Origin of the sequence: Bradyrhizobium sp. UBA2491 (genome assembly GCF_002341725.1) — a bacterium.
Classification (GTDB): domain Bacteria; phylum Pseudomonadota; class Alphaproteobacteria; order Rhizobiales; family Xanthobacteraceae; genus Bradyrhizobium.
The window spans coordinates 116,390-138,031 of sequence record NZ_DDOP01000078.1 but is presented as its reverse complement, the minus strand read 5'-3'; the positions used below and the strand labels follow the sequence as shown (position 1 = coordinate 138,031).

Here is a 21,642-nt window from a genome sequence, read left to right as displayed (position 1 = left end):
TCCCGGCATATGCCGACCGATGGATTGCTTCGTCGCTTCGCTCCTCGCAATGACGGCTGGACGGCTCGATCAATCCAGCAGCTTGGTATCGTCAGGCGCCTGCGGAGGCGTCTTGATCGCGATTGCCTTGAACGGGCGACCGTTCGGCTTGGTGCCGCCATGCGGCGTGCCCTTCGGGATCACGATCAGGTCGCCCGGCTTCACCGGCACTTCCTTGTCGCCGAGCCAGACGGTGCCGGTGCCTTCCAGGATGAACTGCATCTCGTTGGTGTTCGGATGCATGTGCTTCGGCACGTTGCCGTCCTGGATCGAGACGGTGGCGCCGTCGGCGGAAACGAACGTCTTGGAACGGAAGCCTGCCTTGTTGGCGTCGCCGAGCTTGTCGCCGTCCATCTCGCCGGTGTGGATGACTTGCGCGGTGATGGTTTCCGCGGCGAGCGCCGGTCGCAGCAGATGGGTGACGCCGCAGCCGGCGGCGAACGCCGCGGCAATCGATAGGGCGGTAGCGGTCCGATTCATGAAGGCCTCCCTTGGTGTTTCGTTTGAAGTATTCTTGGTGTTGTCTTGTGTTCGGCGATGCTATGCCGTCGCCGCGGGCTTGACCAGCTATCGGAAAGTCGCCTTCTCAAGGCGCGCCTGCTCCTCTATCTTGCCGGCCAATCGAACGGAGGATGTCATGAAGAACCTGCTTGGCAAGCTTGCCGGAACGCTGCTGGCGCTGACCCTGTCCACGGGCCTTGCCGCGGCGCAAAGCAAGATCACCATCGCGGTCGGGGGCGGCGCCTGCCTGTGCTATTTGCCCACCGTGCTGGCCAAGCAGCTCGGCGAGTATGACAAGGCCGGGCTCGCGGTCGAGCTGGTCGACCTCAAGGGCGGTTCGGACGCGCTCAAGGCCGTGCTCGGCGGCAGCGCCGACGTCGTCTCCGGTTATTTCGACCATTGCGTCAATCTCGCCGCCAAGAAGCAGGAGCTTCAGGCCTTCGTCGTGTACGACCGCTATCCCGGCCTCGTGCTGGTGGTCTCGCCGAAGCACACCGGCGAGATCAATTCGATCAAGGATCTCGCCGGCAAGAAGATCGGCGTCAGCGCGCCGGGCTCCTCGACCGACTTCTTCCTGAAATATCTCTTGAAGAAGAACGGCCTCGATCCGTCGGGCACCGCCGTGATCGGCGTCGGCCTCGGCGCCACCGCGGTGGCGGCGATGGAGCAGGGCCAGATCGATGCTGCCGTGATGCTCGATCCCTCCGTCACCGTGCTGCAAGGCAGCCACAAGGACCTCAAGATCCTCAGCGACACCCGCACCCAGCACGACACGCTTGCGGTGTTCGGCGGCGAATATCCCGGTGGCGCGCTGTATTCGACCGCGGCCTGGGTCAACGGCCACGAGAAGGAAGTGCAGGCGCTGACCAATGCGATCATGGCGACCTTGGCCTGGATCCATTCGCACTCCGCCGAAGACATCATGGCCAAGATGCCGGAGGAGATCGTCGGCAAGAACAAGGAGCTCTATCTCGCCGCGCTGAAGAACACGATCCCGATGTTCTCGGAAACCGGCAAGATGGACCCGAAGGGCGCCGAAGCCGTGCTCGCGGTGTTCAGCGAAGGTTCGCCTGAGGTCGCCAAGGCCGGCATCGACGTCACCAAGACCTACACCAACAAGTTCGTCGATCAGGTCAAGAAGACGACCGGAAGCGCCAAGTAAAGCACGATCCGCAAGAGTGCGCGGCGGTTTGCGAAGAGATCATGCCAAAATGAGCGCCATGGAGTCTCCACTCATTCGTCGCGTCACGGCGCTCGACCTCGCATTGGTGCGGCGACCCTGGCCGTTCGCCGACGCGCGGCGCGCCGAGATCGATGCGCATTTCGCCGAGCAGCAGCGGCTGAAGCCGCATCTCTGGAATGGCCGCGTCCTGCTTGGGCGCGATCCGGTGTTTGCCGGCGATAGGCTCAGCGCCAGCTATTTCGAGACCGATTTCGCGAGCTTCCTGGCCTGGCGCGACTGGGGCTTTCCCGACAAGGAGGTCTTCAACGGCTTTGGCATGGGCGCGCTGCTCGCAAGCGACGGTGCCTTCGTGTGCGGCGTGATGGGCGAGCAGACCGCCAATGCCGGGCGCATCTATTTTCCCTCCGGCACGCCTGACCTCGACGACATCAGGGGCGAGACGGTCGACATCGCCGGCAGCGTGATGCGCGAGCTGGAGGAGGAAACCGGCCTCGCGCCGTCGGATTGCCGCGCCGACGCCGACTGGCACTGCATCTACACCGGCGTGGCATTGGCGATGATGCAGATCCTGCGCGTCGACATGTCCGGCGATGCGTTGCGCGCGCGGATCGAGGCCAACCTCGCGCGCCAGGAACATCCGGAACTCGCCGGCATCCACCTGGTCCGCAGCCGCGCCGATCTCACTGCCGCGATGCCGCGGTTCGTGACCGCGTTCATCGAGACGCAGTTGCCGGATTAGGCCTGCGTGCCCGGTCGAGCATTGACCGGCAAACGGTTTTATCTTCTAGTATGGGTTGTTGACATAACGAAGCAAATAGTCAAACGGGAGGCCAGCCATGAGATTCGCGCTCGTCAAAAAAGCTCTGCCCATCCTGGCGTTCACTGCAATCTCGCTGGTTGGCGTGCCTGCATCGGCAAGTCCCTATAGTTCAATGGTGGTTTTCGGCGATAGCCTTTCCGACAATGGCAACAACTCGGCTGTCCTCGGCAATAACTCTGGACAGGTCGTCACCGGCAACAGCTACATTCCGTCCGCTCCCTATGCGACTGGCGTCTACAGCAATGGGCCGGTGTGGGCATCGGACGTCGCGTCCTCGTTGGGCCTGACGCTAGCACCCTCGCAACTAGGTGGGACGGATTTCGCTTACGGAGGCGCGACGACGGGGACTCCGGGAGGGGGGCCGGGCGGTTTTCCCTTCAGTCTCGTTACGCAGGCGAACCAATATCTCGCCTCCGCGAACAATCAAGCCTCGCCAACGGCGCTCTACGTCATCGCAGGCGGAGGCAATAATGCGCGAGACGCGCTTGCGGCTATTGCAGCGTTGCCACCCGGTACGAATCCCGGTCCGACGATCGCGGCGACCGCCGCAGCCTACGCTGCCAACATAAAAACCATCGTCAACGAGCTCAACGCAGCGGGTGCCAAGCACATTGTCGTCTGGAATACGCCGAATATAGGTCTTGCGCCCGCAGTCGAAGCGGCCGGTGCGCAGGCATCGGGCCTCGGCTCGCTGATCGCACTATCCATGAACACCGCGCTTGGTTTGCAGTTGGCCGGCGAAACCGATGTCTCCATGTTCGATATCTTCGGCCTTGGGACGCAGATTGCGCTCGATCCAGCTGCATTTGGTTTCACCAATGCGACGGATGCATGTGGAGCCGCGCCCGTTGGTACGGATTGCAGCAAGTACGTGTATTGGGACGGCATTCATCCGACCGCCGCAGGACACTTGGTGATCGCCGACGCTTTCCTCACGATTGCATCGCCCGTCCCCGAGCTCGGAACCTGGGCGATGATGCTACTTGGCTTTGCGGGTGTTGGCTTCATGGTCTACCGACAGAAGTCGACGCTGATGGCGGCCTGATCAGATATCTTCAACGTCAGAAATTGCTTCCGGCCCCGGCGGTTTGCCTGATCTCGCGCGAGCCGTCAGCCGAGGCGTTGATCAAGCCTGCGCCGGGGCGACGCAGCCATCGCGCTTGACATCACCGGCCGCTCCTCCTGTGATAGGCGGCACGAGAACAAGAAACGCAGTGCACAATCTCCGGGAGGGATTCATGCGGGTCACCAAGGCTGCGCGCCGGCTTGCTGCCGCTCGCCGGCATCGCCGATAGACGCCGATCGATCGCGCTGCGGAGCCCGCCGTGCTCGCCGTCGAAGGCCTGGTCAAGCGGTTTGGCGGCTTTCGCGCCGTCAACAACGTGTCGTTCCGCGTCGAGCGGGGCGAGATCCTCGGCCTGATCGGCCCGAACGGCTCGGGCAAAAGCACGATCTTCAACATGCTGTCGGGCACGTTGCCGCCGACCTCGGGCTCGATCCTGTTCGACGGCCGCGAGATCGCGGGGCTGGCGCCGCACCGCATCATCGTCGGCGGCATCGGCCGTACCTTCCAGATCCCGCGGCCGTTTCACCGCCTCAGCATCTTCGAGAATGTCGTGCTTGCCGGCTTCTACGGCCAGAGCCGCCACAGCCGCAGCAAGGCGGAGGCGGCGGCCGAGCGCGCGTTGGCGATGGTCGGCCTGCCGACCGATCGGCGCAGCAGCGTCGAGGGGCTGGGGGCGGCAGGTCTGAAGAAGCTCGAACTCGCAAAAGCGCTCGCCACCGGGCCGAAACTGCTGCTTGCGGATGAAAGTCTCGGCGGGCTCGATGAGGCCGAGATGGATCAGGCCGCCGACATGCTGCGCCGGATCCGCGACGAGCTCGGCATCACCATCATCTGGGTCGAGCACATCATGGGCGTCCTGATGCGCGTGGTCGACCGCGTCATGGTGCTCGATCATGGCGAGAAGATCGCCGAGGGCCTGCCGGCCGATATCGCCGGTGATGCCAGGGTGATCGAGGTCTATCTCGGCACCGATGCCGACGCGAGCCTGGCGGCCGCGGCCGCCGCCCAAGCACGCCGTCGGATCGGAGCGTGACCGGCATGCTGGAGCTGCGATCGATCGATGCGGGTTATGGCAGCTTCCAGGCGCTGTTCGACGTCAGCCTCGACGTCAGAGCGGGCGAGGCGATCGGCGTGATCGGCCCGAACGGCGCCGGCAAGACCACGCTGATGCGGGTGATCTCGGGCCTGATCCGCCCGACCAGCGGCACCATCACCATGCAGGGCAGCGACGTGGTCGCGACGCCAGCGCATCGCATCGTCAGCCTCGGCATTGCACATGTGCCGGAAAACCGCCGGCTGTTTCCGCGGCTCACGGTGGCGGACAATCTGAAGATGGGTGCCTACATGCCGGGCGCCCGCGCGCATTACGCCGAGCGGCTCGACTTCGTGTTCGAGCTGTTCCCGCGGCTCAAGGAGCGCCTTCAGCAGATGGCCGGCACCATGTCGGGCGGCGAGCAGCAGATGTGCGCGATCGGCCGCGCGCTGATGTCGAACCCGAAACTGCTGCTGCTCGACGAGCCCTCGGCCGGGCTCGCGCCGGTCGTGGTGCAGCAGGTGTTCGAACTGGTCAAGCGCATCCGTGCCTCAGGGCTCACGGTCCTGATCGTCGAGCAGAACGTGCAGCAGGTGCTGCGCGTGGTCGACCGCGCCTATCTGCTGGAAGCCGGCAGCATCCGTGCCGCAGGGTCCGCGGCGGAACTCGCGGCCAGCGATACCGTCAAGCAGGCGTATCTGGGGGTATGAGGATGATGACTGTGAGTCGAGCAAGCGCGTTCACACACTTCCCCGTCATCCTGAGGTGCGAGCGTAGCGAGCCTCGAAGGATGTACGGCCACCAGCGGGACCGCGCATCCTTCGAGACGCCGCTTCGCGGCTCCTCAGGATGACGGTTTTGCCTGTTCACCTAGACGACGACGCTCTAAGGCAGATCCACCATGCAATCCTTCCTCGACATCTTCGATATCTACCTGCTGGAGGCCGTCATCAACGGCATCCTGCTCGGCGGCGTGCTGGCGCTCTTGGCACTCGGGCTCAATCTGATCTTCGGCGTCATCGACGTCACCTGGATCTGCTATGCCGAGCTGGTGATGATCGGGATGTACGGCATGTACTATCTCGTGCAGGTGTTCCATCTGCCGTACTGGGCCGCCGCGCCGCTGGTCATCTTGCTGGTGGCACTGCTCGGCGCTCTGCTGCATTTCCTGGTCATTGCGCCGCTCCTGACCGCGCCGCCGATCAACCAGTTGCTCGCCACCGGCGGCGTGCTGTTCATCCTGCAAAGCTTCGCCACCGTTGCCTTCGGCATCGACTTCAAGAATCTCGGCATCCGCCTGCCGGTGCTCTCGCTCGGCGAGATGAATTTCAGCTATGCGCGGTTGCTGTCGTTCGGCGCGGCGCTCGCCGGCATGATCGGAGTGTACCTGTTCCTGACCCGCACCTTCACCGGCACCGCGATCCGCGCCATCGCGCAGGACCGCCAGATCATGCCGTTGATGGGCGTCGACCCGAAGCGCATCTACCTGATCACCTCGGCGATCGGCGGCGGGCTGGCCGGCCTCGCTGCCTGCCTGCTGGTGCTGCAATATGACGTGCATCCGTTCGTCGGCCTGTCGTTCGGGCCGATCACCTTCCTGATCTGCGTGCTCGGCGGCCTCGGCAATTTCATCGGCGGTTTCGTCGCCGCCTTCGTGTTCGCCGAGATCATCTCGCTCGGCGGCCTGTTCTCCGATCTCGAATGGGGTTACGTGCTGGCCTTCGCCTTCTTCATCGTGATGATGTTCATCCGGCCCGCCGGCCTGCTGTCGAGGCGCTCGTGAACAGAGGGCTTGCCGGCTGGATCATCGCGCTGGTGGTGCTTGTCGCGCTGCCTTTCGTGCATCGCGATCCCTATCATCTGCACCTCCTGGTGCTGATCCTGATCTGGTCGTTCGCCTATACTTCGTGGTCGATCATGGGCCGCTTCGGGCTGGTGTCGCTTGGCCATGGCGGCTTCATGGGCATCGGCGCCTATGTCACCGCGCTGTTGTGGAATCATCTCGGCGTCTCGCCCTGGATCGGCATTCCCGTGAGCATGGCAACCGCCGGCGTGCTGGCGCTGATCGTCGCCTATCCCTGTTTCCGTTTCCGCATCACCGGGCATTATTTCGTGCTGGTGACCCTGGCGCTGTCGGGCATCGTGCTGCAAGTCATCACCGCGACCCGCGACTATACCGGCGGCTCGCTCGGCTACACGCCGCAGCGCGCCCCGAGCGGCAAGGGCCTGCTGGCGCTGCAATTCGACGACAAGACCACCTGGTACCTGATCGCGCTCGCGGTCTGGGTGCTCGGTCTCGTGATCTGGCGCGCGATCGACCGCAGCATGATCCGCCACGCCATGGAAGCGATCTCGGAGGATGAGGACGCGGCCGCCGCCGCCGGCGTCAACGTCACCGCCGAGAAGCTCAAGGTCACCCTGATCAGCGCGCTGATGACCGCGCTCGCGGGCGCGCTGTATTGCCAGTACCAGATGTTCATCTCGCCGGATACCGTGAGCGGCATCGCAGTCTCCCTGCAAATGGTGTTCGCTGCGATCGTCGGCGGCGTCTATGTCGCGCTCGGCCCGACTGTCGGCGCTGTCATCACCATCGTGATGGCGGAGGTGCTGCGGATCTGGTTCGGCACCAAGGCGGTCGGCTGGGATAATCTGGTCTATGGCGTGCTGTTGGTGCTGTTCATCATCTTCCTGCCCAAGGGCATTCTTGGTAGCGTGATCGACCGGATCAAATCGCCACGCAAGCCGTCGAGAGGCCATGAGCAGCAAACCGTCCCAATCGCTCGCCGATGAACTGAAACCCTTCGTCGCACCGTTCCGCTTCGACGGCAGCAGCGAGTTTCGCCTGAAGTCGTACCCGACCGCCGAGAAGGGCGGCATCGACAAGGACGCCGGCGGCAAGATCATCGAGGCCAACCGCAAGCGGCTCAACGATTTCCAGGAGAAGCTCTACGCCCAGGACCGCTGGTCGCTGCTCCTGATCTTCCAGGGCATGGATGCCGCCGGCAAGGATTCGGCGATCAAGAGCGTGTTCGAGGGCGTCAATCCGCAGGGTTGCGAGGTCTCCTCCTTCAAGCAGCCGTCGACCCGGGAACTCGACCACGACTACATGTGGCGCGCGATGATCGCGCTGCCGGAGCGCGGCCGCATCGGCATCTTCAACCGCTCCTACTACGAGGAGTGCCTGATCGTGCGCGTGCACCCCGAGGTGCTTGCCAAGCAGAAGCTGCCGAAGAAGCTGGTGACCAAGAACATCTGGCGCGAACGCTTCGAGGACATTGCCGCGATCGAGCGCTATCTGTCGCGCAACGGCACCGTGATCCTGAAGTTCTTCCTGCATGTCTCCAAGGATGAGCAGCGCCGGCGCTTCCTCGACCGGCTGGAGGAGCCGGCCAAGAACTGGAAGTTCTCGATGGCCGACATTTCCGAGCGCGCGCTGTGGGCCAAGTACCAGGCCGCCTATCAGGACATGATCCACCATACCGCGACCAGGGAGGCGCCCTGGCACATCGTGCCGGCCGACCACAAATGGTTCGCGCGCGCCGTGATCGGCTCGACCATCGTGAGCGCGCTCGACAGGCTGGAGCTGAAATTCCCCGAAGTCGACAAGGCCGAGTTGAGCGAGTTCAAGCGCATCCGCGAGGCGCTGGAGGCGGAGCAGGGGGCCGACAAGGGCGGCCGGAAATAGGCGCAGCCGACACGTCGGCAGGCGTGACGCAGGCCTCGCCCGGTTGGCTTCGAAGGCTGCAAGGCGAGGAGGCGTAAGGATGGTCGACACGACAGAACCTGTGGCGTCTCTCGTCCCGTTGGACGCGAGCCGGTTCGAGCGCTTTGAATATCCCGGCGACGACTTCCCCTATTACAACGGCAGGCCGGCGGCGATCTCGGGCCGGCAATGGCTGTTCGTCATGGTCATGCTGGTCGCAGCGTTCGTTGTGCTCGTCACCCCGATCCCGATGTTTGCCAAAGGCTTCGGACAATTCGTTCCGGCGGTTCTGTTCTTTGCCGTTCCCCTGATCGCGCTCGCTATCGTCGTGCCGAGGCACTGGACCGCGTTGTTCCGGCGCGTGGGCGTCCGGGACATCGGCTGGATGGTGGGATTTGCGGTTCTCAACGTGCTGATCGGCGCGCTGATCGGCTTCACCTTGACGACGCTTTCGGGAACGAATCCCAATGCGGCTCTCGCCGGGCTCGCCAATCTTCCGCTTGCCGGGTTGATCCTGTTCTTCCTCAAGACCATCCCGCAGCTGTTCGGCGAGGAGGTCTTCACGATCCTGCCGTTCCTGGCGCTGTTGTGGCTGTTCTGCGCCAAACTTCACCTCTCGCGGCGGGCATCGATCTTGGCTGCGTGGGTGATCGCGGCGCTTCTGTTCGCGGGCGCGCACCTCCCCACCTATGGCTGGAATGTCGTGCAGTGTCTCGCCGTCATCGGGAGCACCCGTCTTGTCCTGCTGTTGCCGTACATCATGACGAAGAGCATCTGGGTATCGACCGGTGCGCATATTCTGAACGACTGGATCTTGTTCATCCTGACAATCCTGCTGACCGGGCCGGGGCGAAAGATCCGCGGCCCTGATCCGTCCGATTTTGCCTCTCTTCAGCTGTCCCGGAGCACTGGTGAGTCATTAGGTCAGCCTACCTGACCATCTTTCCCCATTGCGGCCGCTTGCCAACATCGTTTAGAACGAACCCACTCAGCGCGCGTCCCGGCAACCGACCGTCAATGGTTTTGACCGAGGATTTTAGCGCTCAAGAGGGTCTGGCAATGCTGATTCGCGGCCAAATTGACGGGATTTCGGGGGAGGTGGCCCAGGCTACCGCCACGATCCCGGCCGCGCGGCCCACCCTCCTTATTGGCGGCCTGCTTCTTACCTGCCCCTGAGGGCCGGCTGGGCGTTTGCGCCTGGGCACTCAGGGGTTTGTACGAGATCACCGGACCCTGATAATCGCCCAAACGCTCAAGCAGCAAACATGACGGGCGCAAAGCTTAAAGGAATTTCTGACATGGCCACCCCTGATAAGTCCGAGAAGGACCGCGTCATCATTTTCGATACCACCCTGCGCGACGGCGAGCAGTGCCCCGGCGCCACCATGACCTTCGAGGAGAAGCTCGAAGTCGCCGAGTTGCTGGACGATATGGGGGTCGACGTCATCGAGGCCGGCTTCCCGATCACCTCGGAGGGCGACTTCCAGGCGGTCAGCGAGATCGCCCGTCGCTCCAAGAACTCAGTCATCGCCGGCCTGTCCCGCGCGCACCCGGCCGACATCGACCGCTGCGCCGAGGCCGTGAAGTTCGCCCGCCGCGGCCGCGTTCACACCGTGATCGCGACCTCGCCGCTGCACATGCGGGTCAAGCTGAACAAGACGCCCGAGCAGGTGATCGAGACCTCGGTCGCGATGGTCGCCCGCGCCCGCAACCAGATCGACGACGTCGAATGGTCGGCCGAGGACGGCACCCGCAGCGAGATGGACTATCTGTGCCGGATCGTCGAGGCCGTCATCAAGGCCGGCGCCACCACGGTGAACATCCCCGACACCGTCGGCTACACCGTGCCGGAGGAATACACCCACTTCATGAAGACGCTGATCGAGCGCGTGCCGAACTCCGACAAGGCGATCTTCTCGGTGCATTGCCACAACGACCTCGGCATGGCGGTCGCCAATTCGCTGGCCGGCATCATGGGTGGTGCGCGCCAGGTCGAATGCACCGTCAACGGCATCGGCGAGCGCGCCGGCAATGCCGCGTTGGAAGAGATCGTGATGGCGATCAACGTGCGGAACGACAAGTTTCCGTACTGGAACAAGATCGACACCACGCAGCTCACCCGCGCCTCCAAGGTGGTGTCGGCCGCGACCTCGTTCCCGGTGCAGTACAACAAGGCGATCGTCGGCCGCAACGCCTTCGCCCATGAGAGCGGCATCCACCAGGACGGCGTGCTGAAGGACGCCTCGACCTACGAGATCATGAAGCCCGAAATGGTCGGCCTGAAGCAGTCCTCGCTGGTGCTGGGCAAGCATTCCGGCCGCCATGCCTTCGTGCACAAGCTGGAGGAGATGGGCTACAAGCTCGGCCCGAACCAGTTGGAAGATGCGTTCACGCGGATGAAGGCGCTGGCCGACCGCAAGAAGGACATCTACGACGAGGACATCGAGGCGCTGGTCGACCAGGAGATGGCGGCCGCCCACGATCGCATCAAGCTGGCGTCGCTGACCGTGATCGCCGGTACCCATGGCCCGCAGCGCGCGACCATGAAGCTCGACGTCGACGGCCAGATCAAGATCGAGGAAGCTGAGGGCAACGGCCCGGTAGACGCCGTGTTCAACTGCATCAAGCGCCTGGTGCCGCACGAGGCCAAGCTGGAGCTGTACCAGGTCCACGCGGTGACCGAAGGCACCGACGCTCAGGCCGAAGTCTCGGTGCGTCTGGCGCATGAAGGCCGCTCGATGACCGCGCGTGCCGCCGATCCGGACACGCTGGTCGCGTCCGCAAAGGCCTATCTCGGCGCGCTGAACAAGATCGTGATGAAGCGCCAGCGCGACGTCCCTGCGGCGGCCGCGAGCTGACGAGCGCGCACGATCGGCGAGTTGAAAACGCGGCGCTTCGGCGCCGCGTTTCTGTTTGAGCGGAGATCGCGGTGGCAACTCGCTCTATCCTCATCGCCTCGGACCACGGGAGTGAGTCATGAATATTCCGCCAATCAGTTTCATCGACAAGGACAGCGGCGATGAAGGGGTGGTACTTGTCCGCGTGAGCGGAGACGCGGTGGGGCTCGCTGTGTCACTGCGGAAGAACGGAGATGTCGAGGTTTTCCTCGGGGCAGAGGAACTGGATCGCCTCATCCGTGTACTTGAAGACGCGCGTCGGGTGCTTCGCGCAAAGATTCCGTAGCGCGTAGATCATTCGCCGAGATCGAGTTCGCGGCATTCGTCGCCGACTACGGCGATCATCAATGCCAATATGATCACGAACAGCATGGCTGTCATGATGAGGCCACCACGGCTCCAGCCGTGATCTCGCCGTGTCTCGGTATCCGGCCAAGACCACACCGCAACGGGAGCTCCCTGAAGGATCGAGACCATCATCTGGCTGTTGGGCTTCATTCCTTGCAGATCAACTGCCGCCGTCCCGTTCCCTCGTGCAGACGTCCTTCTTGCTTCGGCCAGAGACCGACAGGATCACGATTGCATCCGCCAAGAACATAGTCGCGCTTGTCGATGCGATACACCACATCGCATGCGAGCGAACCGTGCACGGCGGCGGCCGCCTGCGAGACTTCGCTGAAAACCGGCACCGGAAACCAATCTCCTCCGGATGCCAGCCGACACTGGAGCCGCGGCCCGCAGGACGCGACGCAGAGCGAAGCGATTGCCGTCATTCCCACGGCTCGGATCGTGCCGATTGTGTTCACGGTCGATCCATCGGCTTCCGCGCCACGTCCGCCTCTCGCGTCGGCCGGATCAGGCCAAGGTCTCGGCCGGCTGCGGCTGCCTGTGTGCGATTGACGACGTTGAGGGCCTTGAAGATCGCAGTGATGTGCGCCTTGACGGTTTTCTCCGAGAGATCCATTTCATAAGCAATGGTCTTGTTGGGCAGGCTTTCACCGATACGACGGAGAACGTCGATCTGGCGGGGTGTCAGCAATGCGCGTGGCGTCGGTCGGTCGGCAACGGGCCTGGCGGTCGCGATCTGGTTGAGCATCAACGGTGGAATGTAGAGTTCACCATTCATCACGAGGCTAATGGCGGAGAGTAGCGTGGTCCGGCTGGCCGATTTTGGCACGTAGCCAAGCGCACCTTGAGACAAGGCGTTGCGGACGTCGATGGGATCCTCGGACGACGAGAGCACGACAACGGGGAGTTCGGGCCGCGCGCGACCGATCTCAGAGATTGTCGACAATCCACTTGCCCCTGGCATCATCAGGTCCAGCACGACGATATCGAGGTCTTGGTGGCTCTCGACGGCGGCGAGCGCCTGCGTTGCGCTGCTGGCTTGCACGATGATGGTCTGCGGTCCTTCCTGGCGCAGCAGCGCGGATAGCCCCTCGAGCATGACCGGATGATCATCGACGACCAGTATCTTCATCCCGCGACTATGGCGCAGGATGTGTCTGGTCGGCAAGGCAGGGGCCCGTGGCGGGCACAAGGTCCTAGGACGTCCTAGGTCTATCTCGAAGCTGTCCTGGCGACGTGCAGCCGCGACACTCTGCGAAACACGGCGTTCGGCTGCGAGTGGCGCACGAATGCGCCCCAGCCCCCGGCCTCTATCGTCGAGAACGTGGTATGCTTCGGCTGCGGCGATATCGCATGCAACCGTTCCGAACGAGTTTGAACGAGATGCCGAACAGGCCAGCATGAACGTGACGGATCAGGCCGGAGCCGAGGTCTCCTTCATTCTGCCCGAACATCGCTCGCTTCTGCGCACGGAGCAGGTTGCCGCGCTGTTCAGGAATGTCGTTCTCAACGGGCTGGCTACGGCAACAACGGCCGTTCTTCTGGTCACGGCACTGATCCATCTCGGCGTGACGGACGCAGCGACCAGCCTGGCTTGGGTTACATGCATCGCAGCATGCGTCGTCGCGCATCTGGTTCTCCGGTGGATGTATCATCGCGACTCATCGTCCGCCGCAAACTGGCGGCGCTGGGCGTGGAGCTTCACGGCGATCAGCCTCGTGGAAGGCTCCACATGGGGATGGGCCACTGTCCATCTCGCAACAGCGGGCTTCTTCGAAATTCAGGTGCTCGTGCTCGCAGTGACGTTCGGCGTCGCTACCGGTGCGATCCCGGCGCGCAGCTCCTATCTTCCGTCGTTCTGTGCCCTGTTCTTCCCGGCCACGTTTCCTTATGTGCTGCTGAAGGTGGGAGACACCAGCCAGATTCAACAGATCAGTGCCTTCTTCATGTTGATTTACATCGTTGGGATGGGCGGGCTTGCGCTTAACGTCAACCGCAACTTCAAGGCCGCCGTCGATCTGCGGGTCTGGTCGATTGAGCTGGCTGAACGATTCCGGCAACAGAAAGAACTGGCGGATCAAGCCAATCGGGCAAAGTCCCGTTTCCTGGCTGCCGCGAGTCATGATCTGCGCCAGCCCGCGCACGCCCTCTCGCTGCTGATCGGCGCACTCCGAGGTATCGTACTGCCTGCGGAGGCGACACGGCTGGTCGCGTTGATCGAAAGTTCGGCGGTCACCCTTGATCGTCTGTTCGCCGCACTGCTCGAGATCTCGAGACTGGATGCCGGCGTCGTCGAAGTTCGCCGCCAAAACCTCCCGATCCATCCATTGCTGAGCCGGATCTGCTCCGACTATCGTGAACTGGCAGCGACCAAGAATATCGCGCTGAAGCTCCATGCATGCAGCGCCAGCGTTTTCACCGATCCTGTTCTCTTCGGTGATCGGATCATGCGCAACCTGATCGCCAATGCCGTACGCTACACCGATTGCGGTCGTGTCGTGGTGGGTTGCCGGCGCCGCGGCTCGTTGTTGTCGGTCGAGGTTTGGGACACCGGCCCGGGCATTCCGATCGACCAACAGCAAAGAATATTTGAAGAGTTCTACCAGCTGGAAAATCCAGAACGTGATCGCGCTGAGGGCCTTGGCCTTGGCCTCGCCATCGTCCGCCGCCTGACGGACTTGCTCGAGTGCAGGCTCTCCGTGATGTCGCAACCGGGCCGCGGCTCCTGCTTCCGGATCGACGTCCCCCTCGCGAGCGCGACGCTGCTGGAGGAACTGGAAGTTCCGCTTCAGGAGCCGGGCGGAGCCCTTGCTCGCGCCTTGGTGGTCGTGATCGACGACGAACTTCCGATCCGAGAGGCGATGTCCGCGCTGCTAAAGGGCTGGGGACACGAGGTTGTCTCCGCAGCTTCGGTCAGCGAGGTCTTGCAACTGCTCGCGGCTTGCCCGATCAAACCGGATCTTGTGATCTGCGATTATCGCCTGCGGAACTACGAGAACGGCATCGAGGCGATCGAGAAGCTTCGATCGGAATACAACGAGATCATTCCTGCGGTTCTGATCACGGGAGATACGGCTCCCGATCGGCTACAGGAGGCGGCCGCCAGCGGCCTTCTCTTGCTCCACAAACCGGTATCCAACAGCAAGCTTCGGGCGGCGATCGGCAATCTTCTTGCGTCGACGAAATCATCGTATCTGCCCGTGGAGTGAGGTCGGTCAGAAAGAGCGGCCGCGAACAAAGCATCATTGTGGGTGTGACGAAATCGATCGCGACGAACAAGCTTCGGTTCTGATTTCGATCGGAACCGAAAATGCGATTGCCTCGTTGCCGTGCGACGTTCGAACGGCAAACTCGAGCTGCGGTCGCCAGCGCAAAGGCCGCCCCCAAGGGCGGCCTTTCGGATGAGATGATCGCCGGTCAGGCGAGGTGAAGCCGACGTCCGCTCTGCTTGCGCCGATAGGCCATAACGCCAATACCTGCAAAGCCGAGCAGCATCATCGCCCAGCTCGAAGGCTCGGGGACAGCGGAGGCCACCGCCGTATCGGCCGTAATCGCCGACAGAAATGGCTCCCCGTACGCGCCACCATTGCTTTCGGAAAAGACGATGCTCGTCAACGTGCCAAGGTTGGAAACATCGAAGCTTTGCGCATCGAGGCGGTCAGTGTTGAAATTGGCGGTGCCGTAAAGGTTGGTCGCAACGCCGTTGTAACCGCCGCAACAGTAATGATCCCGGATGTTGGTTCCTTCCGTCAGATTGAACGCATCGGACCCGCTTGAACCATTGAATGTGATCGTCCCGACGACGCCGCCAAATGCACCGAAGGCCGAGTTGAGCAGCGTGTAGATTGTTCCGACGTTGGGGATATCTACGGCGAACGTCACCGATGTTGTTCCCCCCGGGCTGAGTTGCACCGCCCCCAGGTTCGTCGTGCCGGGGTAACTTGCCAAATTGAAGTTGATGCCGTTGATGGTCAGCGCCGTGCCGCCCTGCGGGTAATTTCCGCCGCCGCTATAGGTGGCGACATTGGCGTTGACGTCACCACTGATATCGACTGAAACTTGATTCGCTCGAGCCGAACCAACCAGTGCCAAAAGTACAGTTGTGGCCAAGCTCAGAGCGGGAACTATTGATTTCATTTTCATCTCCCAGTTAAGCAATTGCCCGAGATGCGCATTCCTTCGATTCGAAGTAAATCGGACCGCAGTCCTAGATCGTCCTAGGACTGATGACCGAGCCGACCATCCGAGAGCATGAGACTCTCGTCGTCGACGATCGCACCATCCAACGAAAAGGCCTTGCCGCCCTGCCTGATCAGGTGAAAGCCGGATGTCGCTTTGCCCGCCCGCCAGCGACGCCGCAGGCGCATGAGCCGTCGTCGCGCGCTGCGAGACGCGCCACCGCGTGATACGGTTCAGTCAAGGACGATCAGGGGGGCGCACGTGGAGAGATACGGAGCCGGGTCGATTGTCATTTCCAGCTATGACCCGACATGGCCGAACTTGTTCGAGCGGGAGCGCGCCCGGATCTGCGGCGATCTCGGCCAAGGCGCGTGCATGGCGTGCGGATGGAGGACATCGCTAGCAACGCCAGGGCGGCCCTGAGCGGAGCCGGACGGGCGGTCAAACGGCGATCATCAAAGCGAACATGATCACGAACAGCATGGCCGTCATCACGACGGCTGCCACGGCTCCGGCCGTGATCTTGACGTTCGGATCCCGGAACCCCGGAAGATCGTCCCAGCGACAAGCACGTCTCGGACAAATCATGTCGCGAGAACGCGGTGGTTTGACGCTCAAACTGCGCAACATACTCACCGTCGTCCCGGCGCAGGCCGGGACCCATTACCCCAAATGAAAATTGGTGCGCGATGCCGGAACGACGAGTCCCGCCGATAACGTCTGCTGCGGCGTATGGGTCCCGGCCTACGCCCGGACGACGTGGCAAGAGCCGTGGCTCACTCGCCGATCAACCGACCGCAGGCGCCGGTGATGACACCGAAAACCCGGCGCACACCCTGTCACCGGACGGCTGCGAGAGCCGCAGCGGATACCGTCGGATCGGATTTTGCAGTGCAGCAATAGCGCATTCAGCCCCTGCTAAAGGGGCAATGGCAATCGTCGTTGCTTCTCTGTAATGGTGCGACCGGATGTCTCGGGGCCGGTGTTCGTGCCCCGCAATTACGCGGGAGGAAACATGCGTAAATTCATTTTGGCCGCGGCGTCGATCGCGGCTTTGGCCTTGGTCGGGCCGGCTGCGGCACAGTCGCCGATCGTCATCAAGTTCAGCCACGTGGTGGCCTCGGATACGCCGAAGGGCAAGGCGGCCGACAAGTTCAAGGAACTGGCCGAGAAGTACACCAATGGCAAGGTGAAGGTCGAAGTCTATCCGAACTCGACGCTCTACAAGGACAAGGAAGAGCTCGAGGCGCTGCAACTCGGCGCGGTGCAGATGCTGGCGCCGTCGAATTCGAAGTTCGGCCCGATCGGGATCAGGGAATTCGAGGTCTTCGATCTGCCCTACATCCTTCCCGACCTGAAGTCGCTGCGCAAGGTGACCGACGGCCCGCTCGGCGCCAAGCTGCTCAAGCTGCTGGATTCCAAGGGCATGACCGGTCTGGCCTATTGGGACAACGGCTTCAAGCAGATGAGCGCCAACAAGAAGCTGATCGCGCCGTCAGACTACAAGGGCCTGAAATTCCGCATCCAGTCCTCGAAGGTGCTGGAGGCCCAGTTCCGCGCGCTCGGCGCGATCCCGCAGGTGATGGCGTTCTCGGATGTCTACCAGGCGTTGCAGACCGGCGTGGTCGACGGCCAGGAGAACACCTGGTCGAACATCTACACCCAGAAAATGCACGAGGTGCAGAAATACGCCACCGTCACCAATCACGGCTACATCGGCTATGTCGTGATCGTGAACAAGAAGTTCTGGGACGGCCTGCCGGGCGATATCCGCGACGAGCTCTCCAAGGCGATGAAGGAAGCCACCGAGTTCGGCAACAATCAGTCGGCCAAGGAGAACGACGACGCGCTTGCCGAGATCAAGAAGGCCGGCAAGACCGAGATCATCAGCCTGACGCCGGAGCAGGACGAGGCGATGCGCAAGGCGATGATGCCGGTCTACAAGGACGTTGCCTCTCGCGTCGGCCAGCCGCTGATCGACGAATTCCTCAAGGAAACGGGCCGTAGCCCGATGAACTAAGGCGGATCCAAACCGCAATCACAACGAACGCCGCGGCCGTGTGAGGCCGCGGCTTGGGTGCCGTGGCCGGTTGCCGCATCAGGCCATGACAGGGGAGATTTATGCTGCTGAAGATTCTGGACCGGCTCGAGGAAATCATCATCGCGAGCCTGATGGGGGCCGCGACGCTCCTGACCTTCGTCACGGTCGTGCACCGCTTTCTGGTCGACGTTCCCTTGCTCTATCCGTATCTGTTCGGCATCAATCTCGCGTGGTCGCAGGAACTCTGCATCTACATGTTCATCTGGATGGCGAAGTTCGGCGCCGCCTATGGCGTGCGCACCGGCATCCATGTCGGCGTCGACGTCCTGATCAACCGCCTCAACGACTATTGGCGCAAGCGCACCATCCTGTTCGGCCTGCTCGGCGGTGCGCTGTTCACCGCGATCGTCGGCACCATGGGGGCCAAGTTCGTCTACGAGCTGATGCACACCGACCAGGTCTCGCCCGACATGGAGATCCCGAGCTGGATCGTCTATGCCTGCATCCCGCTCGGCTCCTATCTGATGTGCTTCCGCTTCCTGCAAGTGTGCTGGAATTACTGGTGGACCGACGAGCTGCCGCACCATGACGCCTCCCATGTCGACGGCGTCGAGACCAGCAAGACCGCGCCCGTCGCGCTCGGAGAAGCGTGATGAGCGCCGCCCTTATTTTTGGACTGCTGTTTGCCCTGATGCTGACGGGCATGCCGATCTCGATCTCGCTCGGCCTGACCGTGCTCACCTTCCTGTTCACGATGACCGAGGTGCCGATCGAGAGCGTCGGCCTGAAGCTGTTTTCGGGCCTCGACAATTTCGGTATCATGGCGATCCCGTTCTTCATCCTGGCCGGCACCTTCCTGACCCGCGGCGGCGTCGCGCGGCGGATGATCGCGTTCACGACCTCATTGGTCGGGCATCTGCCCGGCGGCCTCGGGCTTGCCGGCGTCGCGGCCTGTGCGATGTTCGCGGCGATCTCGGGCTCGAGCGTCGCGACCGTGGTCGCGATCGGCTCGATCATGATGCCGGCGATGGTCGATCACGGCTATCCGAAGCGGTTCGGCGTCGGCGTGATCTCGACCTCGGGCGCGCTCGGCATCCTGGTGCCGCCCTCGATCATCCTGGTGCTCTACGGCGTCTCCACCAACACGTCGATCGGCGCGCTGTTCATGGCCGGCATCGTGCCGGGCGTCCTGCTCGCGCTGATGCTGGCCGCGGTGACCTTCTTCGTGGCGCAACGCAACGGCTATCCGAAGATGCCGCGGGCGACCATCGGCGAGCAGTTCAAGGCGTTCCGCGAAAGTATCTGGGGCCTGCTGCTGATCGCGATCGTGCTCGGCGGCATCTATGGCGGCGTCTTCACGCCGACCGAAGCCGCCGCGGTCGCCGCGACCTACGCCTTCTTCATCACCGTGTTCGTCTACAAGGAGCTGAAGCTCTCCGAGGTGCCGAAGGTGCTGCTGCAGGCGGCGAGCATGAGCTCGATGCTGCTCTACATCATCACCAACGCGGTGCTGTTCTCGTTCCTGATGACGCACGAGCAGATCCCGCAGGAGATGGCGGCCTGGATCATCGACAAGAACTTCTCGGTGTGGATGTTCCTGCTCGTCGTCAACGTCATCCTGCTGCTCGCCGGCAACGTGATGGATCCGTCCTCGATCCTATTGATCATGGCGCCGATCCTGTATCCGCTGGCGACCAAGCTCGGCGTGAACCCGGTCCATCTCGGCATCCTGATGATCGTCAACACCGAGGTCGGGCTGTGCCATCCGCCTGTCGGCCTAAACCTCTACATCGCGAGCAGTATCGCCAAGATGGGCATCTCCGAGATCACGATCTCGGTGTTGCCGTGGCTGTGCGCGATGCTGGTGTTCCTCGGCCTGATCACCTACGTGCCGGAGATCTCGCTGTGGCTGCCGCGCGTGCTCGGGATGATCAACTAACGCAAACAACAAGCAATCAAAGCGCGATCTCGCGCTTTGATTATTTCCGGCGCGAAATGAGCCGGATTACATCTTGGTAAGAGAGGTCTCTCTGTCAAATCGGTAAGTTGAAGGCCGCGGCCGGGCGCATCATCCTTGGGCAACCCTTGAAGGAGGATCGCATGAAGAAAGTTCTGCTCGCCGGTATCGCGGCGCTCACGATTGCCGGTTCGACCGCGGTGTATGCCCAGCATCGTCCCTGGTTCCACAGCCATACGCGGATGAGCCCCGAAGATCGGGCCGCTTTCCTCGACGCGCGGATCGCTGCCGTTCACGCCGGGCTGAAGCTCAGCGCCGATCAGGAGAAGCTGTGGCCACCGGTCGAGACCGCGGTGCGCGACTTCGCCAAGATGCGGATGGATCGCGCCAATGCGCGGATGGCCGCCGAGAAGGCCGATGGCGACAAGGCGCAGAAGCCGGATGATCCTGTGGCGCGCCTGCGCGAACGCGCCGACAACATGGCGGCGACCTCGGCCTCGCTGAAGAAGATCGCCGATGCTGCCGACCCGCTCTACAAGACGCTCGACGACAACCAGAAGCGGCGCCTGACCATGCTCACCCACATGGAAGGCCGCGGCTTCGGCGCCGAGGGCTGGCGCCGTCACCGCCTCGAGCGCGGCATGGACCGCTGGGAGCGCGGCGGCCGCGACCGTCATTTCGACCGCGACGACGGGCCGGATCAGGAACGCTCCGGTCGGCTCTGAGCGCCGCGCCCCGGCGCTTTCGCCAAGCTCATGAAAGGCCGCCGGAATCCGGCGGCCTTTCGGCTGTCGGGAGGGCGCGTAAAAGTCGGGAAAACTTGCGCCAGCTTGCTGGACATCGCGGAATCGCTTTGCTAAACGACGGCCTCTCTTGCGAGGGTCATTTCCGGACAAGTTCCGGGCGCATAGCTCAGTTGGTAGAGCAGCTGACTCTTAATCAGCGGGTCCCAGGTTCGAGCCCTGGTGCGCCCACCAAGCTTTCATAGCTTAGGTTTGCCCTCGTAAGGCCATCCCGGCCGTCTGTCGCGTTGCTTCAGACACTCCGGTTGCCTGGTTTGCTTCTCACGAAAATCTGCTGATCTCCGATCGCATCTGCCTGCACGCTTGTCTCGCCACGCCGGCGGCGCGCTTCCGTTCGATCGCGTCGCGACGCCGCGGTAGCCACTATTTCCGACGAATGGGTCCGGGCGGTGTGAGCGAGGTGCGATCCGCGCGGGGCGCCCTGCGGCAACCGCAGTTGACAGGGTGCAGCGCCCACTTTAAGCACCTGACTAATTAATCAATTAATTAAGGTCTGAAACCCTAGGGAAAGAATCCGCCTGATGCCGGTCGGCCATCGATATCCGAAGCTGCTTGCTCCGCGCTCGCGGCTTCTGGGCTGGATGCCAGGGCGCTTGTGGTCAGATCCTCTATGCAGATCCGCTGGCGCGTTCGCCGCATCACGTCGCGCACGCGACCGTGACGTCGCGGATCGGCGCGTCACGCCCGAACCCGGGCGGACTTCATTCACCCGTACGAACATGAGGAGTGAGGCGTAAACGATGGGACGTCGATCTGAAGTACTGATGGCGCAAGACACCGACGGCACGGACAACCGGCGCGTGATCCAGGTGGTATCGCGCGCATTCGACATCGTGCGTTGCTTCGAAGGCCGAAGCATTCGCCTGGGCAATCGCGAGATCGCCGATCGCTGCGGTCTTCCCCGTTCGACGGTCTCCCGTCTCACGCTGACCCTCACCCAGATCGGCCAATTGATCTACCTGCCGCAAGAGCAGAAGTATGCGCTCGGCCCTCATGCTGCGGCGCCTGGCGCTCCGTTGTTTGCGCAAGGGGCTGACAAGCCCGCCTGTGCCGATGAGCGGGAACGCCGCAC

22 protein-coding genes, 1 tRNA gene and 1 pseudogene are annotated in these 21,642 nt (G+C 62.8%); 18 read left to right on the top strand and 6 right to left on the bottom strand.

What is annotated here, in order from left to right; genetic code table 11:
• Positions 1-69: 69 nt before the first annotated feature.
• Positions 70-519 (bottom strand): cupin domain-containing protein, encoded by a 450-nt coding sequence (locus tag B2W55_RS26040; protein WP_024580164.1) that lies wholly within the window; start codon positions 517-519, stop codon positions 70-72.
• A gap of 157 nt (positions 520-676) precedes the next feature.
• On the opposite strand from B2W55_RS26040, the gene B2W55_RS26035 reads away from it, so the two are divergent.
• From B2W55_RS26035 to B2W55_RS25985, 11 genes are all read left to right on the top strand, one after another.
• Positions 677-1,702, top strand: a complete 1,026-nt coding sequence (locus B2W55_RS26035) for an ABC transporter substrate-binding protein (protein WP_024580165.1) — start codon at positions 677-679, stop codon at positions 1,700-1,702.
• A 58-nt stretch (positions 1,703-1,760) separates the two neighbouring features.
• The gene (locus B2W55_RS26030) at positions 1,761-2,462 is read left to right on the top strand and encodes a hypothetical protein (protein ID WP_024580166.1); all 702 of its coding nucleotides are present in this window, start codon (positions 1,761-1,763) and stop codon (positions 2,460-2,462) included.
• A gap of 97 nt (positions 2,463-2,559) precedes the next feature.
• A complete protein-coding gene (locus tag B2W55_RS26025) occupies positions 2,560-3,588 on the top strand; it encodes an SGNH/GDSL hydrolase family protein (protein WP_080891109.1) in 1,029 nt (342 codons plus the stop codon).
• A 280-nt stretch (positions 3,589-3,868) separates the two neighbouring features.
• Positions 3,869-4,642 (top strand): ABC transporter ATP-binding protein, encoded by a 774-nt coding sequence (locus B2W55_RS26020; protein ID WP_024580168.1) that lies wholly within the window; start codon positions 3,869-3,871, stop codon positions 4,640-4,642.
• A 5-nt stretch (positions 4,643-4,647) separates the two neighbouring features.
• The gene (locus B2W55_RS26015; RefSeq protein ID WP_024580169.1) at positions 4,648-5,352 is read left to right on the top strand and encodes an ABC transporter ATP-binding protein; all 705 of its coding nucleotides are present in this window, start codon (positions 4,648-4,650) and stop codon (positions 5,350-5,352) included.
• A 191-nt stretch (positions 5,353-5,543) separates the two neighbouring features.
• On the top strand, positions 5,544-6,425 hold the full coding sequence (locus B2W55_RS26010) for a branched-chain amino acid ABC transporter permease (RefSeq protein WP_024580170.1): 882 nt from the start codon (positions 5,544-5,546) through the stop codon (positions 6,423-6,425).
• The gene (locus tag B2W55_RS26005; RefSeq protein WP_024580171.1) at positions 6,422-7,432 is read left to right on the top strand and encodes a branched-chain amino acid ABC transporter permease; all 1,011 of its coding nucleotides are present in this window, start codon (positions 6,422-6,424) and stop codon (positions 7,430-7,432) included. Before B2W55_RS26010 ends, B2W55_RS26005 begins: the two co-directional genes overlap by 4 nt.
• Positions 7,398-8,327 (top strand): polyphosphate kinase 2 family protein, encoded by a 930-nt coding sequence (locus tag B2W55_RS26000; protein ID WP_024580172.1) that lies wholly within the window; start codon positions 7,398-7,400, stop codon positions 8,325-8,327. Before B2W55_RS26005 ends, B2W55_RS26000 begins: the two co-directional genes overlap by 35 nt.
• A gap of 79 nt (positions 8,328-8,406) precedes the next feature.
• The gene (locus B2W55_RS25995; protein WP_024580173.1) at positions 8,407-9,282 is read left to right on the top strand and encodes a type II CAAX endopeptidase family protein; all 876 of its coding nucleotides are present in this window, start codon (positions 8,407-8,409) and stop codon (positions 9,280-9,282) included.
• A 361-nt stretch (positions 9,283-9,643) separates the two neighbouring features.
• Complete coding sequence (locus tag B2W55_RS25990) at positions 9,644-11,203, top strand: 2-isopropylmalate synthase (protein ID WP_024580174.1); 1,560 nt, start codon at positions 9,644-9,646, stop codon at positions 11,201-11,203.
• A 118-nt stretch (positions 11,204-11,321) separates the two neighbouring features.
• Positions 11,322-11,528, top strand: a complete 207-nt coding sequence (locus B2W55_RS25985; protein WP_145987251.1) for a hypothetical protein — start codon at positions 11,322-11,324, stop codon at positions 11,526-11,528.
• Between the two features lie 8 nt (positions 11,529-11,536).
• On the opposite strand, the gene B2W55_RS25980 is transcribed toward B2W55_RS25985, so the two are convergent.
• The 3 genes from B2W55_RS25980 to B2W55_RS25970 all read right to left on the bottom strand — a co-directional run bounded on the left by B2W55_RS25980 (position 11,537) and on the right by B2W55_RS25970 (position 12,722).
• On the bottom strand, positions 11,537-11,740 hold the full coding sequence (locus B2W55_RS25980) for a hypothetical protein (protein ID WP_024580175.1): 204 nt from the start codon (positions 11,738-11,740) through the stop codon (positions 11,537-11,539).
• Positions 11,737-11,931, bottom strand: a complete 195-nt coding sequence (locus B2W55_RS25975) for a hypothetical protein (protein ID WP_024580176.1) — start codon at positions 11,929-11,931, stop codon at positions 11,737-11,739. Before B2W55_RS25975 ends, B2W55_RS25980 begins: the two co-directional genes overlap by 4 nt.
• Positions 11,932-12,044: 113 nt before the next feature.
• Positions 12,045-12,722 (bottom strand): response regulator, encoded by a 678-nt coding sequence (locus tag B2W55_RS25970; RefSeq protein WP_024580177.1) that lies wholly within the window; start codon positions 12,720-12,722, stop codon positions 12,045-12,047.
• A gap of 268 nt (positions 12,723-12,990) precedes the next feature.
• Here B2W55_RS25970 and B2W55_RS25965 point away from each other — a divergent pair, with 268 nt between their 5' ends.
• Entirely contained in the window at positions 12,991-14,799 is a 1,809-nt protein-coding gene (locus B2W55_RS25965) for a hybrid sensor histidine kinase/response regulator (RefSeq protein ID WP_024580178.1), read from the top strand.
• 208 nt (positions 14,800-15,007) lie between these two features.
• Here B2W55_RS25965 and B2W55_RS25960 read toward each other — a convergent pair whose 3' ends face one another.
• Positions 15,008-15,727 (bottom strand): PEPxxWA-CTERM sorting domain-containing protein, encoded by a 720-nt coding sequence (locus B2W55_RS25960; RefSeq protein ID WP_160306747.1) that lies wholly within the window; start codon positions 15,725-15,727, stop codon positions 15,008-15,010.
• Positions 15,728-16,210: 483 nt separating this feature from the next.
• On the bottom strand, positions 16,211-16,399 hold the full coding sequence (locus B2W55_RS25955; RefSeq protein WP_145987250.1) for a hypothetical protein: 189 nt from the start codon (positions 16,397-16,399) through the stop codon (positions 16,211-16,213).
• Positions 16,400-16,784: 385 nt separating this feature from the next.
• Between B2W55_RS25955 and B2W55_RS25950 the strand changes: the two genes are divergently transcribed.
• The 6 genes and pseudogenes from B2W55_RS25950 to B2W55_RS25925 form a co-directional block, all read left to right on the top strand.
• On the top strand, positions 16,785-17,789 hold the full coding sequence (locus B2W55_RS25950; protein WP_024580180.1) for a TRAP transporter substrate-binding protein: 1,005 nt from the start codon (positions 16,785-16,787) through the stop codon (positions 17,787-17,789).
• 101 nt (positions 17,790-17,890) lie between these two features.
• Entirely contained in the window at positions 17,891-18,463 is a 573-nt protein-coding gene (locus tag B2W55_RS25945; protein ID WP_024580181.1) for a TRAP transporter small permease, read from the top strand.
• Positions 18,463-19,749 carry a TRAP transporter large permease gene (locus tag B2W55_RS25940; RefSeq protein ID WP_024580182.1) on the top strand — a complete coding sequence of 429 codons (1,287 nt, stop codon included), beginning with the start codon at positions 18,463-18,465 and terminating at the stop codon, positions 19,747-19,749. Before B2W55_RS25945 ends, B2W55_RS25940 begins: the two co-directional genes overlap by 1 nt.
• Positions 19,750-19,910: 161 nt before the next feature.
• Complete coding sequence (locus tag B2W55_RS25935; RefSeq protein WP_024580183.1) at positions 19,911-20,492, top strand: Spy/CpxP family protein refolding chaperone; 582 nt, start codon at positions 19,911-19,913, stop codon at positions 20,490-20,492.
• Positions 20,493-20,668: 176 nt separating this feature from the next.
• A tRNA-Lys gene (locus B2W55_RS25930) sits at positions 20,669-20,744 on the top strand.
• A 566-nt stretch (positions 20,745-21,310) separates the two neighbouring features.
• Positions 21,311-21,574 (top strand): annotated as a pseudogene (locus B2W55_RS25925) (helix-turn-helix domain-containing protein); the annotation flags it as partial.
• Between the last annotated feature and the right edge of the window lie 68 nt (positions 21,575-21,642).